This is a genomic window from Geothrix rubra, from assembly GCF_030268065.1.
Lineage (GTDB): Bacteria > Acidobacteriota > Holophagae > Holophagales > Holophagaceae > Geothrix > Geothrix rubra.
The window spans coordinates 189,313-204,034 of the sequence record NZ_BSDD01000004.1 but is presented as its reverse complement, the minus strand read 5'-3'; the positions used below and the strand labels follow the sequence as shown (position 1 = coordinate 204,034).

Here is a 14,722-nt window from a genome sequence, read left to right as displayed (position 1 = left end):
CGGGCCCGGATCACCCCCTGAACGGGGGCGGCGGGTTCTGGGCCCAGGTCCCCCCCAGCAGGGTGGTCCGCACGGGGACGCCGGGGGTCTTCACGCCGCGGTGGGCCATGCAGGTGTGGACGGCCACGAGCTGGACGCCCCAGGCGGCGGGGCGGAGGTGGGTCTCCAGGGCCTCGGCGATCTGCTGGGCCATGCGCTCCTGCACCTGCAGGCGCCAGGCGTAGGCCTGCACCACGCGCACGAGCTTGCTGAGGCCCACGGTGCCTCCTTCGCCGGGCAGGTAGCCCACGGTGGCGTGGCCCTCGAAGGGGGCGAGGTGGTGCTCGCAGGTGCTCACGAAGGGGATGCGCTCCAGGATGACGGGCACGGGGGCCAGGACACCGGGCAGGGGCCTCAGGTCGGCGGCGGGATCCATGGCGTAGCCCGCCAGGCGCTCGCTCCAGAACTCCGCCACCCGGGAGGGCGTGTCCGCCAGCTCGGGGCTGGCGGGATCCTGGCCCAGGCTCAGGAGCAGGGCTCGGACCGCGGCCTCGGCGGCAGGACGGTCGACCTTCGGGAGGGGGGGCGTGGCCATGGTCCGGACAGTCTACATCCGCGTGGCTCCCCTTCCCGCCCGGAGCTGCCGGCGGGGCTCAGGCCAGCAGGTCCATCCCGGCGGCGGTGGGGGCGGCGGGGACCGCCCGGTAGGCCTGGATCACCTGGGGGGCCTGGGTCTGGAGGAGGCGGGCGAAGTCCTCGGGGCCGGGTCGGCCGGGCTGGGGCTGCAGGTTCGGCAGGCGGGGCACGGCGGCGGCATCCCGCACCAGGGTGGCCCCCAGGTCGGCGGCGTTGAAGGCCGGGGCCCCCAGGGGGTTGACGCCCGCCCCGAAGCGGAGGGCCGTCAGGAGGGCGAAGTCCGCGCTGGCGCCGGTCTCGACGGGGGTCGTGGTCGTCAGGGCCTCCGTGGCCGTGGCGGCCGCGGCCGTGGCGGGGATGGGAGTGGCGGTGCCCGACTCGGCCGGGGCGGCCGTGGCGCTGGAGGCGGTCGTCGTGGCCTGGGCGGGGGTCAGGGCCGCCGCCAGGGCGCTGGTGAAGCTCTGGATGGAATCGGTGGCCGGGATCGCCGGCACCGCTTGGGCTGCCGCCGCCTGGAGGGTGGACTGGACCGCCGATTGGAGCAGGGGCCAGCCCTGGGCCAGGGCCTGGAGCTGGCTCTGGGCCGCCACGCCCGGCGCCTCCGGGGTGGGGGCCTGGGGCTTGGGAATCGCCAGGGGAAGCCTGGGGACATTCAGGAGGGCCGATCCGAGGGCCTCGACGCGGAGAGGATCCATGGCTCCCCCAAGCATAGGCCTTTTCCAGGCGGGGTCCGGTCCTCCGGGCCGACGCCGATTCCGGCCAACTTCGGGGGCGTTCGGGGCATCCAAGGACGAGGAGGCCCCCATGCCCATGGTCCATCCTGCGCCGCGGACCTCCCGGAAGGTGATGCTGGGGGTCTGGATCGCGACCGCGACGGGCTTCCTGATCTGGGTGCTGCTGGGCTGAGGCCCGGGGGCCGACCCGACCCGGGGCTCCGCTGAACCGGCGCATGGCCGGGGCCGCCGCTGGAACGGATACTGAGGCACGGGCGGGCGGGCTCCGGGCCTTCCCCGATGGCCGAGGTGCGTCATGGGTCCTGGGCGTGGCAGGGGCCTCCGCAGGTACCGGTGGGCGCCAGCGGTGACGCTCCTGGCCCTGCTCCTGGGCCTGATGTGCCAGGCCTGCGGCGGCGGGGGTGGCGGCGGTCCGGCCCCCCTTCCGGCGCCCACCCTCGCGAGCTTCAGCCCGACCTCGGGCGTGGTCGGCTCCGCCGTCACCCTCACGGGCACGGCCCTCTCGGGAACGACCCGGGTGGCCTTCGGCGGGGTGCCGGCCACGGCCTATGCCGTGCGGAGCGACACCCAGGTGCAGGCCACGGTGCCCCCCGGCGCGACCACCGGGCCCATCGCCCTCACCACGGCGGGCGGCACCGCCACCACGGCCACGGCCTTCACGGTGGCCGTGTCGCCAACGCCCACGCTCACGGCCTTCAGCCCCCCGTCGGGCCCCCCGGGCACCGCCGTGGCGCTGGCGGGCTCCGGCTTCCTGGGGGCGTCGGCGGTGACCTTCGGCGGGGTGGCGGCGGCCTTCACCGTGGTCGACGACACCCGGATGGACGCCACCGTTCCCGCCGGGGCGGTCACGGGTCCGGTGGCCGTCACCACCCCCGGGGGCACGGCCACCGGCGCCGCGGTCTTCACGGTGACGGCCACGCCCACCCTGGACCTCAGCATCGAGGGCCTCTACCTCACCCAGGGCACCCAGACCTACCCGGCGACGGTCGGCCTGGTGGCGAACCGCAGCGCCTGGGTGCGGGTCTTCGCGAAGGCCAACGAGGCGAACGCCGCGCAGCCCTCGGTGCGCGTGACCTTCCAGACCGGCAGCGCGGTCCACACCCTCGACATCCCCGCCAGCGCGACGGCCGTGCCCACCCGCATCAACGAGCCGGACGCCGCCGCCTCCTGGAACGCCGCCGTGCCCGCGAGCTGGATCCAGCCCGGCCTGACCGTGCTGGCCCAGGTGGATCCCGGCGGGGTCTACCCGGAGGCGGACCGCACCAACAACCGGTTCCCCCCCGGCGGCACCCCCCTGGCGCTGGCCGTGGAATCGCTGACCGCCTGGCGGATCCGCCTCCTGCCCGTCACCACGGGGGATGGCCGCACGGGGGCGGTCGACGCCAGCTCCGTGGCCTCCTACCTGACCCTGGCCCGGCGCATCCATCCCGTTCCGGATGCCCTCGACGCGGACGTGGGGCCGCCCCTGACGAGCTCCGTGGGCGTCCTCACCAGCGACGCCACCGCCTGGAGCACGGTGCTGGACGAGGTGACGGCCCGGTGGAACGCGGACGGGCAGCCCGCCCACTACTTCGGCGTGGTGAACCCCGCCTACAGCTCGGGCATCGCCGGCCTGGGCTGGGTGAAGCAGGCCGTGGCCCTCGGCTGGGACAAGTCCGCCAGCCGGGCCGGGGTGCTGGCCCACGAGGTGGGGCACAACTTCGGCCGGTTGCACGCGCCCTGCGGGGCCGTGACGGACGCGGACCCCAGCTACCCCACCACCGGCGACTACGCGGGGGGCCACCTCGGCGTGACAGGGTGGGATGCCACCGCCAGCACCCCGGCACCCAAGGCCGCCGCGGCCTACGCGGACATCATGGGCTACTGCGATCCGGACTGGGTGAGCGACTACACGTACAAGGGCGTCCTCCTCTACCGGAAGGTCTACCCGCTGCAGGCGGTCCCGGCCCCGGCGATCGAGGGCCTGCTGGTGTGGGGCCACCTGGAGGGGGACCGGATGGTGCTGCAGCCGCTGATCCCGGTGAAGGCCCCGCCGGCGCCGCCCGCCCCCGGCCCCTTCCGCTGGGAGGCCCGGGATGCCGCCGGCGCGCTGCGTCTCGCGGCGGACTTCCAGGCCCAGGAGGTGGCGGACGCCCCGGGCGGGAGGCTGCGGAGCTTCAGCTTCATCGTCCCGCTGGGCGCCGTGGCCCCCGGGGACCTGGCGAGCGTCCACGTGCTGGAGGGGGGCGTCGAGCGGGCCCGGAGCGTCCGTCCGGCCGCCCTGCCCCTGCGGGCGGGGGCGCCCGAGGCCCCCGTGCAGGTCACGGACGAGCGGGGTGCCGTGGCGCTGGTCTGGGATGGGGCCCGCCATCCCCTGGTGGTGGTGCGGGACGCCGCCACGGGCGAGCTCCTGGGCTTCCAGCGGGGCGGGGCCGGCCGGGTCTGGACGGACCGCCGGGACCTGGAGTTCCTGGCCTGTGACGGGGTGCAGGTCCAGGGGGTTCGCTGGATGCGGCCTTCGCAGTAGGAATGCCCCGGCCTTGATGCGAAAATGGCGGATTCGGGGGGTGCCATGAGCGAGGCCAAGGTCACGTACGCGTCCAGCGGGGTGGACATCAGCCGCCAGGACGACGCGCTGCGCCGGATCAAGCCCCTCGTGAAGGCCACGAAGACCCCCGGGGTCCGCAGCGACCTCGGCCTCTTCGGCGGCCTCTTCGACGCCCGCTTCCCCGAGGCCAGGCCCATCCTCGTGAGCAGCATGGACGGCGTGGGCACCAAGACCAAGGTGGCCGGCCGGGCCGGCATCTGGGACACGGTGGGCCAGGACCTGGTGAACCACTGCATCAACGACATCCTGGTCCAGGGCGCCCGGCCCCTGTTCTTCCTGGACTACGTGGCCGCCCAGCGCCTGGAGCCGGGCACCGTCGAGCAGATCGTGAAGGGCATGGCCGAGGCCTGCAAGGCCGGGAGCTGTGCCCTCATCGGTGGCGAGATGGCCGAGATGCCGGGCGTCTACGCCGAGGGCGAGGTGGACGTGGCCGGCACCATCGTGGGCGTGGTGGACGAGGACCACCTGCTGCCGCGCCTGGACGCCATGGCCGCGGGCGACGTGCTGATCGGCCTGCCCAGCTCGGGCCTCCACACCAACGGCTACTCCCTGGCCCGCAAGGTCTGCTTCGAGCTGGAGAAGCTGGGCGTGGACGACCCCCTGCCGGGCACGGGCCGGACCGTGGCCCAGGCCCTGCTGGCCGTCCACCGCAGCTACCTGGCCCCAGTGCTGCCCCTGGTGCAGGCCGACAAGCTGGTGGCCATGGCCCACATCACGGGCGGCGGCCTCACGGACAACCTGCCCCGGGTGCTGCCGAAGCACCTGGATGCCGTCATCGACACGGCGAGCTGGGAGATCCCGGCCCTCTTCCGCTTCCTCATGGAGAAGGGCGGCCTGGCCCTCGACGACGCCCGCCAGGCCCTGAACCTGGGCGTGGGCATGGTGCTCGTGGCCAAGGCCGACCAGGCCCCGGCCGTGCTCGATGCCCTCCACGAGGCCGAGGAGCCCGCGTGGGTGCTGGGCGAGCTCGCCGCCGGGACCGGCGTGGTGAAGTACCGCTGATTTTTTTAACCGCGAATGGCGCGAATCGCCCTCCGGGCGCGCGAACGGGGATTGGCCGGGCAGCAGCGCGCTCTTGATTCGCGTTCCTTCGCGTCCTTCGCGGTTTCTTTCTTGGGTTGGAAGGTGAGCCCGTATGCTGGTCGGAGTCCCAATCCACCAGGGGGTTCCGTGTCCGAGCCGTCCGTGAAGGCGCCCGCCCGCCTGGGCTTGCTGGACCCGCTGCGGGGTCTGTTGGCCGTGTGCGTGGCGGTGTACCACCTGGGCGTGTGGTTCAACATCTCGGAGTCCGGCGGCGGGGCCAACATCGCCATGGCCCGGCTGGGCAACTACAGCGTGTCGGGCTTCTTCGTGCTGAGCGGCTTCCTGCTCTTCCGCACGGCACCCTGGGAGCGGCTGCGCCGCGAGGGGCTGGGCCGCTTCTGGCTGCGCCGGTTCCTCCGGCTGGCCCCGATCTTCTACCTGGCCTGCGCCCTGAACCTGGCCTTCCGCCTGGGGATGGGCCCCGAGCCGACCGGACTCCGCATCCTGCAGAACGCCACGCTCCTCTTCGGCCTCATCCAGCCCAACCTCGCCCTGGTGACCGGGGGCTGGTACGTGGGGCTGGTGGCCCTGCTCTACATCGCCTACCCGGCCCTGGCCTGGCTGCGGGCGAAGGGCGGGCTCCCCTTCCTGGCAGCCCTGGCCCTGGGGCTCTGGCTCTGGAGCCTGCCGACCACCCTCCACGGGGTCATGGGCCAGCCCCTCTGGAACCGCTTCCACACCTACGTCCTGGCGCCCAACCAGGTCTTCCTCCTGGCCTGGGGCGGGCTGCTGGCGGGCCTGCATGCGGATGCCAAGCGGCGGTTGCCGGCCGCCCGGGCCCTGCTCCTGGCCCTGCCCCTCCTCTGGATCCTGGTGAAGCCCACGCCCCAGTTCTTCGACCACCTGGCGGCCCTCACGGGCTGGGGCCGCTACCGCTACCTCCTGGTCGTCACGGGCCTGGTGGCCCTGGCGGCCTTCAGCCGCAACCTGGGGCCGGACACATTCCCGCCAGGGCCCCGCGGACGGGCCCTGGCCGGCCTGACTGCGGGGCTCTCGCGGCTGGGGGACTGGAGCTACGGGCTCTACCTGCTGCACCCGTTCACCTATCGCCTGGTGGCGCCGCACCTGGGCGGCCTGCCCGGGTTCGCCTCGGCCCTGCTGCTGGCCGTGGCCGCCGCGGCCCTGGCGCACCGCTGGATCGAGGAGCCGCTGGGGAAGCTGGGGCGGGGCGAACGCCCGCCTCAGGCGCCGGACTCGATCCGCGCGTAGAAGCTGGTGCGGCGGAGGTTCTCCTCCACCTTGAGGGCCTGCTGGAGGGGCGGGAAGGCCCGCTGTTCGCAGTCGGTGCGCTCGCAGAGGCGGCAGGTGACGCCGATGGGCACGGGGGGCTGGTCCAGGCGCACGCCGTCGGCATAGACCAGCTCCTTGGCGTGCCCCATGTCGCAGCCCAGCCCCAGGGCCTGGGTGGCGTGCTGGCCCCGGTAGCCGCCCGTGTCCTTCTGGATGGTCCGGGCGATGCAGAAGTACTTCCGGCCGTCAGGCATGACGCTCACCTGGGTGCGGACCAGGCCCGGCGTGAGGAAGGCGGCATGGGCGTTCCAGCGGGGGCAGGCGCCTGAGAACCGGGCGAAGCGGATGCCCGTGGCGGAAAAGCTCTTGGAGATGTTCCCGGCGATGTCGATGCGGAGGAAGTGGAAGGGCACGCCCTCGGCGCCGGGCCGGCGGAGGGTGGTGAGCCGGTGGCAGACCTGCTCGAAGCTGGCCTGGAAGCGCCGGCCCAGGATCTCGATGTCGTAGCGTTCGGCCTTCGTCGCCTGGAGGAAGCGCTCGTACGGCATGAGCACGGCCCCTGCGAAGTAGTTGGCCAGGGCCACCCGGGCCAGGGCCCGGCTGCTGGACATGCGGAGCAGGGGATGGTCCGCCAGGGCGTCCAGCAGGGCACTGTGGTCCAGCAGGGCCAGCTGGTGGGCCAGCTGGAAGGCCCGGCTGCGGAGGGGCAGCAGCTCCGAGAGGCTGATGAGCCGGCGCTCCGGGTCGTAGCGGCGGAGGAGGCCCGGGCCGTCCGCCGCCCGGTGGACCCGCACCTTCAGGCCCCGGGCCTCCACGGCGGCCACCAGGCCGGGATAGAGGGCGTCCGGGTTCAGGTGCCCCTCGGCCCAGAGGGACTCGGCGGCGGTCTCCAGGTCGGGGAAGTGGTTCATGGCCTGCTGGATGAAGTCGTTGACCTCCTCCGAGGGCAGGCGGGTGGCCTCGGGATCGAAGCCCTGGCCGTCGCTGAGGCGGGCGGACAGGCTCTCCAGGCCCTCCTGGGCGTGCTGGTAGGCGCGGTAGAGCTCGAAGACCCCCCGGGCCAGCTGGGGGCTGTTCTGGACCAGCTCCCGCACTTCCTGGGCCTGGAGGCCGAGGGGCTCGAAGAGCGGATCCCCGAAGGCCTCCAGCAGGTCCTCCGCCAGCCGCTGGTCCTGCTCGGGGGCCAGGGCCTTCAGGTCCAGATGGAACTGCTGGGCCAGGCGGATGAGCAGGGGGGCCGTGAGGGGCCGCTTGTTGCCCTCGATGAGGTTCAGGTAGCTGGGGCTGATGCCCAGGGATTCGGCCAGCTGCACCTGGCTGAGCCCCTCCTGGCGACGGAGGAGGCGGATCTTGGCGCCCAGGCGGGCGGCGGGCTTGGCGGGAGCGGCGGCGGGCATAGAATCCCCTTTTACATGAATTGACAAGATGTGACGAACAAATTGACTGAAATATTCAGATTAACCCCAATCAAACCAGCTACTCATTGCTCGAGTGAATTGTAGGTCAATCTTTGACATCAGGCCACCCGGAGGCAACCCATGTCCACACCTCTTTTCCCCGCAGGCGTCGAATGGGACGGCCCCCTGGGTCCCCGCGACGACGGCTTCGGGCCGGAAGATGCGGCCCTCCTGAACCCCGCGGCCCTGGCCTTCGTGACGGGCCTGGTCCGCGCCTTCCGGGCCCCCCTGGACATCCTGCTCGCCGAGCGCCGGGAACGTCAGCGCCGCTTCGACGCGGGGGAGCGGCCCCGCTTCCTGCCGGCGGGGCATCCCGCCCGCTCCGGCGACTGGCAGGTGGCCCCGGCCCCGGCGGACCTCCTGGACCGCCGGGTGGAGATCACGGGCCCCCCGGAACCGAAGATGCTCGTCAACGCCCTCAACAGCGGCGCGAAGGTCTACATGGCGGACTTCGAGGACAGCCTCGCGCCGCTGCCCGCGAACCTGCTGGAGGGCCAGGCCGCCCTGCACGCCGCCGTCCGCCGCCGGCTCTGCTTCCAGGATGCCGCCAGCGGGAAGGGCTACGCCCTGAAGGACCGCACGGCGGTGCTCATGGTGCGGCCCCGGGGCCTCCACCTGGAGGAGCGCCACCTGCGGGTGGACGGTCGCCCGGTGCCCGCCTGCCTCTTCGATGCGGGGCTCTTCCTCTTCCACAACGCCCGGGAGCTGGTGGCGCGGGGGACCGGCCCCTACCTCTACCTGCCCAAGCTGGAGGACCCCGCGGAGGCCCGCTGGTGGAACGAGGTGCTGCTCCTGGCCCAGGCGGCCCTGGGCCTGCCCGAGGGCACCGTGCGGGTGACCCTGCTCATCGAGACCCTGCCGGCGGCCTTCCAGATGGAGGGCCTCCTCTACGAGCTCCGCCAGCACGCCACGGGCCTGAACCTGGGCCGCTGGGACTACATCTTCAGCTTCATCAAGACCCTCCGCGCCGACGCCTCGGCCCTGCTGCCGGACCGCGCCCAGATCGCCATGACCCAGCCCTTCCTGCGGGCCTACGCCCGGCGCCTGGTGCAGGTCTGCCACCGCCGGGGCGCCCACGCCATGGGCGGCATGAGCGCCTTCATCCCCGTGAAGACCGATCCGGCGGCCCATGCCCGGGCCATGGCCCAGGTGCAGGCGGACAAGCTCCGGGAGGTGCAGGACGGCTGCGACGGCACCTGGGTGGCCCACCCCGGCCTGGTGGCCGAGGCCCAGGCGGTCTTCGACGCCCACATGCCGGAGGCGAACCAGCTGCCCCGCATCCCCGAGGGCGAGGTGGCCGAGGCCGACCTGCTGCGCATCCCCGAAGGCACCCGCACCGTGGCCGGCCTGCGCCACAACCTGCGCGTGGGCCTCCGCTACCTGGAGGCCTGGCTCCGGGGCCAGGGCTGTGTGCCCCTGGACCACCTCATGGAGGACGCCGCCACGGCGGAGATCTGCCGCATGCAGGTCTGGCAGTGGCTCCACCACGAGGCCGTGCTGGACGACGGGGAGCGCCTCTCGCCCTCCCTCTTCCACATGTGGATCCAGGAGGCCCTGGCGCAGATTCGGGCCGAAGTGGGCCTGGACGCCTTCCTGGACGGCCGCTACGGCGACGCCGCCGACCTCTTCGAGACCCTCCTGCTGGACCCCGATCCCGCGCCCTTCCTCACCCTCCCGGCCTACGGCCGCCTGCTCCAACCCTTCATCCTCGAGGTGACCGCATGAACGCGCCGCTCTTTCCCGTCCCCCCCATCGACGACGACTTCCTCGCCACGCGGTGGGCCGGCATCACGCGCCCCTACGGCCCCGACCAGGTGCGTCGCCTGCGCGGCAGCGTGCGCATCGAGCACACCCTGGCCCAGCTGGGCGCCCGCAAGCTCTGGCGCCTGATCCACGGCGAGGGCTACGTGCATTCCCTGGGCGCCCTCAGCGGCGGGCAGGCGGTGCAGATGGCCAAGGCGGGCCTCAAGGCCATCTACTGCTCCGGCTGGCAGGTGGCGGCGGACGCCAACCTCTCGGGCCAGACCTACCCCGACCAGAGCCTCTACCCCGCCAACTCGGTGCCGGCCCTGGTGAAGCGCCTGAATGCCGCCCTCCTGCGGGCGGACCAGATCGACAGCGCCGAGGGCACCCCCACCCGCGACTGGATGCTGCCCATCGTTGCGGACGCCGAGGCGGGCTTCGGCGGGCCCCTGAACGCCTTCGAGCTGATGAAGGGCATGATCGAGGCCGGCGCCGCGGGCGTGCACTTCGAGGACCAGCTCTCCAGCGAGAAGAAGTGCGGCCACCTGGGCGGCAAGGTGCTCATCCCCACGGGCCACTTCATCCGCACCCTCGTGGCCGCCCGCCTGGCGGCGGACGTGCTGGACGTGCCCACCCTCGTCATCGCCCGCACGGACGCCGATTCCGCCCGCCTCATCACCTCCGACGTGGACGAGCGGGACCGGCCCTTCCTCACGGGCGAGCGCACGCCCGAGGGCTTCCACCGCATCACCGGCGGCGTGGACATGGCCATCGCCCGGGCGAAGGCCTACGCGCCCTACGCGGACCTCATCTGGTGCGAGACCTCGACGCCGGACCTGGAGGAGGCGCGGAGGTTCGCCGAGGGCGTCCACGCCGAGTTCCCCGGCAAGCTGCTGGCCTACAACTGCTCGCCCTCCTTCAACTGGAAGAAGAAGCTCTCGGACGCCGAGATCGCGGGCTTCCAGCAGGAGCTCGCGGCCCTGGGCTACAAGTACCAGTTCGTGACCCTGGCGGGCTTCCACAGCCTGAACCACGGGATGTTCGAGCTGGCCCGCGCCTACCGCGACGAGGGCATGGCCGCCTATTCCCGCCTGCAGGAGGCCGAGTTCGCCTCCGAGGCCGCCGGCTACACGGCCACGAAGCACCAGCGCGAGGTGGGCACCGGCTACTTCGACGAGGTGGCCCAGGCCGTCAGCGGCGGGTTGGCCTCCACCCTGGCCCTGGCGGGCTCCACTGAGGCCCAGCAGTTCCACTAGCCCCGTCCGTACACCGAGAGGCCGCCCGCTCGGGCGGCCTCTCCGCGTACCGGGGATGGGGCTACTTGGCGGCCGCGGCGGCCTTCTTCTCGGCGAGGGTCTTCTCGTTGATGACGGTCTTGCCGTCGGTGGGCTTGCCCTCGGCCTTCTTCCCGGCGGGGGCGAGGCGCTGGCCGATGTGGTGGTAGGTCAGGTACTCGCCGAAGAAGACAGCCATGGTGTCCGTGCGGTCCTTGAAGAAATCGAAGCCGTGGGCCTTGCCTTCGCTGGCCAGGACCTCCACGCCGGGCAGGCCCTTGATGGCCTGGGCGTTGTCGAAGGCGCCCTTGTCGTCCGCGGCGGCCAGCACCAGCACGGAGGCCTGGCCCTTGAGGATGGCGGCCTTGAGGTCGGCCGAGGCCTGGTCCCCGAAGGCCGGGTTGCCGGCGGGGCTGAGGCTCAGCACGGCCACGGGATGCACCTTGGGTTCGGCGAGGAGCACGGAGAAGGCCCCCACGCTGGCCCCGGCCAGGCCGAGGCGCCGGCCGTCCACACCCGGCTGCTTGCGCGCCCACTCGGCGGCCTGGGCGAGATCGGCGGGGATCTTGTCGAAGCCCACCGCCTTGGCGGAGGCCGCGAAGTCGTCGGTGACCTTCACCTCGGCACCGTCCTTCTGGGTGCTGGCGCCGTGGCCGCGGAGGTCCAGGGCCAGGGTGCCGATGCCGCGGGCGTGGAGCTTCTCGGTCAGGGGCGCCCACCCGGAGCGGTCCGAATGGAACTGGTGGGCCAGGATCACCACGGGCACCTTGCCCTTGGCGGGCGGCAGGGCCAGGGTGCCCTTCAGCACGAAGCCGTCGGCGGTGGTGAGGGTCATCTCCGTCGCGGAGGGATCCGAGATCCGGGTCGCAGCCTGGGCCGGGGCGGCCAGGGCCACGAGGGCGAGGGGGACCATCAGGCGGGAAGGGCGCATGGGGACCTCTGGGCTTGGGTGCCACACTGTATCACGCCTAGCCAATGGACTTTGGACGGTATAAAAGAGAGCTTCCAGACTTCCGAGGTACCCATGCCCGCCATCGACACCATCCTCCAGGAAACCAAGCGCCGGATGCACGGCTCCCTCGACGCGCTCAAGAAGGAGATGGCCACCATCCGCACCGGCCGGGCCAACGCGAGCCTCCTGGACAACGTCCACGTGGAGTACTACGGATCCATGGTGCCCCTCAACCAGATGGGCACGGTGTCCGTGCCGGAGTCCGGGATGCTGGTGGTGACCCCCTTCGACAAGAGCGCCATCAAGGCCGTGGAGACCGCCATCCTCAAGTCCGAACTGGGCATCAATCCGTCCAACGACGGCAACGTGATCCGGCTCCCCATCCCCATGCTCACGGAGGAGCGCCGCAGGGAGCTGGTGAAGGTGCTGCACCGGCTGGGCGAGGAGATCAAGACCGGCATCCGCAACATCCGGCGGGACGCCAACGAGGACATCAAGAAGCTGGAGAAGGACAAGGAGGTCCATCTCTCCGAGGACGCCGCCAAGAAGGCCCTGGACGACATCCAGAAGCTCACGGACGCCCACATCAAGGACGTGGACGAGGCCCTCAAGCACAAGGAAGCGGAGATCCTCAAGGTCTGACCCCGCCGGGTGGCGGAGCGCGCTGCAGTGCAGCGCGCGGAGCCGGGACCCGGCGAGGGTCAGAGTCACGTCGGGGTGGGACGGATCCGCATGCGTGGCCGCGCTGCAGTGCAGCGCGCGGAGCCGGGACCGCGAACCGGATGCGGGTCGCGAGTGGACCGTCCGGGGGACGGTCCCGAGCGGGGGACCCGCACCGGTGAGCATCACCTGGGGTGGAGAATGGCCTCGCGAGTGGACCGTCCGGGGGACGGTCCCGAGCGGGGGACCCGCACCGGTGAGCATCACCTGGGGTGTAGAATGGCCTCGCGAGTGGACCGTCCGGGGGACCCGCACCGGTGAGCATCACCTGGGGTGGAGAATGGCCTCGCAAGTGGACCGCCCCCGCAGGTTGCCGACTTGTCCAGGCCCGGCCAAGATGGGGCAAACCCTCTCCCGCAGGCCTCCATGCGCCCTTCTGTCCGCCTCCTTCCCGCCCTGGTGTTCGGCCTCCTGGCCGGCTGTGTCCGGCCGCCGGAGCCCAACCCGCAGCTCCAGCCCGTGCAACCGGTGGACCGCTGGCTGCGGGGGAAGGCCTACCTGAAGGAGGCGCAGGGCGGGCTGGAGGTGCGGGCGGCCTTCGAGGAGGCCGGCCCGGGCGCCCTCCTGTTCGACGTGGTGGTGGCCAACCGCGGGACCGCGCCCGTGCTCGTGGCGCCGGAACGCTTCCAGTGCGTGCTGGGCGACCTGCCCGAGGGCTCCCTGGCGCCGCGGGAGTATGCCGCGGTGGATCCGGAGGTGATGATCCAGCAGCTCGGGCGGGCCAGCGCCGCGGAGCAGGCGGCGAAGGGGACCACCAGCGCCTTCCGGGGGCTCTTCCTCCTGGCGGACCTGGGGGACGCCCTCTCGGCCAGCACCCAGCGGAGCGCCCGGGAGCAGCGGGAGGTGCGCCAGGAGAGCCGGGAGACCACCCGCGACCTGGATGCGGCGGACCGGCAATCGGACGCGCGCCTCTCGGGACTCGAGGGCCAGCGGCGCCACTGGGAGGAGGACTGCGTGCGGAAGACCACCCTGGACCCCGGCTACGGCCTGCGGGGGAAGGTGGTGTTCCACCTCGATGCGCGGCGGGCCGGCAAGGTCGCGCTCCGGCTCCCCCTGGGCCCGCAGACCTTCCAGTTCGATTTCCGCCCCCGGTAGGGCTTGCTAGGATGCCCTAGGTCGGCCGTACGGAATCCGGGCCCGACGCCTGCTTCCGAGGTCCGATCCCATGCCGTCCCTGCCCGCCCTGCTCCTCCTCATGCTCGCCGCGCTGCTGGCGGGCTTCATCGATGCGGTGGTGGGGGGCGGGGGGCTCATCACGGTGCCGGCCCTCCTGCTGGGCTTGCCCGCGGGCACGCCGCTGCCCACGCTGCTGGGCACCAACAAGGTGGTGGCCGTGACCGGCACCACCCTGGCGGCGGGCAAGTTCGTCCGGGCCAGGGCCCTGGACTGGCGGGAGATGGTGCTGCCCGTGCTGGCCTCGGGGCTGGGCTCCGCCGGCGGCGTCTGGCTCACCTACCACATGCACGCCGATTTCCTGCGGCCCCTCATGCTGGGGCTCCTGGTGGCCATGCTGGCCTTCACGCTCCTCCGGCCCGACCTGGGGAGCCTCCATGCGCCCCGCTTCGGCCTGGCCCACCAGCGGGGGCTGGCGGCGCTGATCAGCGTGTGCCTGGGCTTCTATGACGGATTCTTCGGGCCGGGCACGGGCTCGGTGCTGATCTTCCTCTTCGTGGCGGTGCTGGGGTTCGACTTCCTGCGGTCCTCGGCCCTGGCCAAGGCCGTGAACTGGGCCTCCAACATCACCGCCATGGGCCTCTTCGTCCTGCGGGGCAGCTGGCTGCCGACCGTGGCCCTCAGCATGGCCGTGGCCAACGGCGCCGGGGGCTACCTGGGCGCCCACGTGGCCCTCACCCGGGGCAGCCGGTGGGTCCGGGCGGTGTTCATCGCCGTGGTGGGGGCCCTCATCCTCCGGCTGGGCTGGCAAGTCCTTCGCGGGACCGCCTGACCGGGTATCCTGGACCCCCATGCCCGCCCCCCGTCCGCGTCCCTTCGGCTGGGACCTCCTCCTCCGAGCCGTGCGATTCTTCTACCTGCTCTGGGGTGGGATGCTGCTGTCCACCCTCGCGTTCTACGGGCGGCTGCGGCTGCCCGCGGTGTTCTGGCACTGGCCCGACCTCTGCCGGGTGGTGGTGGGCCCCTGGGGCCGGGCCCTGGCCCTGGGGCTGGGGCTGGTGATGTGCCTGGCGGCCCTGGCGGAGGTCTGGGAACTGGTGGACCGCCTCCTCGTGCGGGTCATGGGCGAATCCGACCACTGAGCCGGTCCGCTGAAAACCAGCTTGGTATCCCGATCCCTTTTGGCGATGCTGGGGGGATGGCCGTGAACCCTT

13 protein-coding genes are annotated in these 14,722 nt (G+C 72.6%); 9 read left to right on the top strand and 4 right to left on the bottom strand.

The window, feature by feature from the left end:
- Positions 1–10 precede the first annotated feature (10 nt).
- On the bottom strand, positions 11–574 hold the full coding sequence (gene folE, locus QSJ33_RS11380) for a GTP cyclohydrolase I (protein WP_285726178.1): 564 nt from the start codon (positions 572–574) through the stop codon (positions 11–13).
- Between the two features lie 58 nt (positions 575–632).
- Positions 633–1,310, bottom strand: a complete 678-nt coding sequence (locus tag QSJ33_RS11375) for a hypothetical protein (protein ID WP_285726176.1) — start codon at positions 1,308–1,310, stop codon at positions 633–635.
- A 334-nt stretch (positions 1,311–1,644) separates the two neighbouring features.
- Here QSJ33_RS11375 and QSJ33_RS11370 point away from each other — a divergent pair, with 334 nt between their 5' ends.
- The 3 genes from QSJ33_RS11370 to QSJ33_RS11360 all read left to right on the top strand — a co-directional run bounded on the left by QSJ33_RS11370 (position 1,645) and on the right by QSJ33_RS11360 (position 6,228).
- Positions 1,645–3,855, top strand: a complete 2,211-nt coding sequence (locus QSJ33_RS11370; RefSeq protein ID WP_285726174.1) for an IPT/TIG domain-containing protein — start codon at positions 1,645–1,647, stop codon at positions 3,853–3,855.
- A 45-nt stretch (positions 3,856–3,900) separates the two neighbouring features.
- Positions 3,901–4,938 (top strand): phosphoribosylformylglycinamidine cyclo-ligase, encoded by a 1,038-nt coding sequence (gene purM, locus QSJ33_RS11365; RefSeq protein ID WP_285726172.1) that lies wholly within the window; start codon positions 3,901–3,903, stop codon positions 4,936–4,938.
- 168 nt (positions 4,939–5,106) lie between these two features.
- On the top strand, positions 5,107–6,228 hold the full coding sequence (locus QSJ33_RS11360) for an acyltransferase family protein (protein WP_285726170.1): 1,122 nt from the start codon (positions 5,107–5,109) through the stop codon (positions 6,226–6,228).
- Here the strand turns inward: QSJ33_RS11360 and QSJ33_RS11355 are convergent.
- Complete coding sequence (locus QSJ33_RS11355; protein ID WP_285726167.1) at positions 6,201–7,646, bottom strand: helix-turn-helix domain-containing protein; 1,446 nt, start codon at positions 7,644–7,646, stop codon at positions 6,201–6,203. The genes QSJ33_RS11360 and QSJ33_RS11355 overlap by 28 nt on opposite strands.
- A 141-nt stretch (positions 7,647–7,787) precedes the next feature.
- Between QSJ33_RS11355 and aceB the strand changes: the two genes are divergently transcribed.
- Both aceB and aceA read left to right on the top strand, forming a co-directional pair.
- Entirely contained in the window at positions 7,788–9,431 is a 1,644-nt protein-coding gene (gene aceB / locus QSJ33_RS11350) for a malate synthase A (RefSeq protein WP_285726165.1), read from the top strand.
- Positions 9,428–10,705, top strand: a complete 1,278-nt coding sequence (gene aceA, locus QSJ33_RS11345; RefSeq protein ID WP_285726163.1) for an isocitrate lyase — start codon at positions 9,428–9,430, stop codon at positions 10,703–10,705. The genes aceB and aceA overlap by 4 nt, the downstream gene beginning before the upstream one ends.
- A 61-nt stretch (positions 10,706–10,766) precedes the next feature.
- On the opposite strand, the gene QSJ33_RS11340 is transcribed toward aceA, so the two are convergent.
- Positions 10,767–11,654: a dienelactone hydrolase family protein gene (locus tag QSJ33_RS11340; protein WP_285726160.1), complete on the bottom strand. Its 888-nt coding sequence runs from the start codon at positions 11,652–11,654 to the stop codon at positions 10,767–10,769.
- 93 nt (positions 11,655–11,747) lie between these two features.
- Between QSJ33_RS11340 and frr the strand changes: the two genes are divergently transcribed.
- The 4 genes from frr to QSJ33_RS11320 all read left to right on the top strand — a co-directional run bounded on the left by frr (position 11,748) and on the right by QSJ33_RS11320 (position 14,650).
- Complete coding sequence (gene frr, locus QSJ33_RS11335) at positions 11,748–12,317, top strand: ribosome recycling factor (protein ID WP_285726158.1); 570 nt, start codon at positions 11,748–11,750, stop codon at positions 12,315–12,317.
- A gap of 444 nt (positions 12,318–12,761) precedes the next feature.
- Positions 12,762–13,490: a hypothetical protein gene (locus QSJ33_RS11330; protein WP_285726156.1), complete on the top strand. Its 729-nt coding sequence runs from the start codon at positions 12,762–12,764 to the stop codon at positions 13,488–13,490.
- A 70-nt stretch (positions 13,491–13,560) separates the two neighbouring features.
- On the top strand, positions 13,561–14,340 hold the full coding sequence (locus QSJ33_RS11325) for a TSUP family transporter (RefSeq protein WP_285726154.1): 780 nt from the start codon (positions 13,561–13,563) through the stop codon (positions 14,338–14,340).
- A gap of 19 nt (positions 14,341–14,359) precedes the next feature.
- Positions 14,360–14,650 (top strand): hypothetical protein, encoded by a 291-nt coding sequence (locus QSJ33_RS11320; protein WP_285726153.1) that lies wholly within the window; start codon positions 14,360–14,362, stop codon positions 14,648–14,650.
- Positions 14,651–14,722 lie beyond the last annotated feature (72 nt).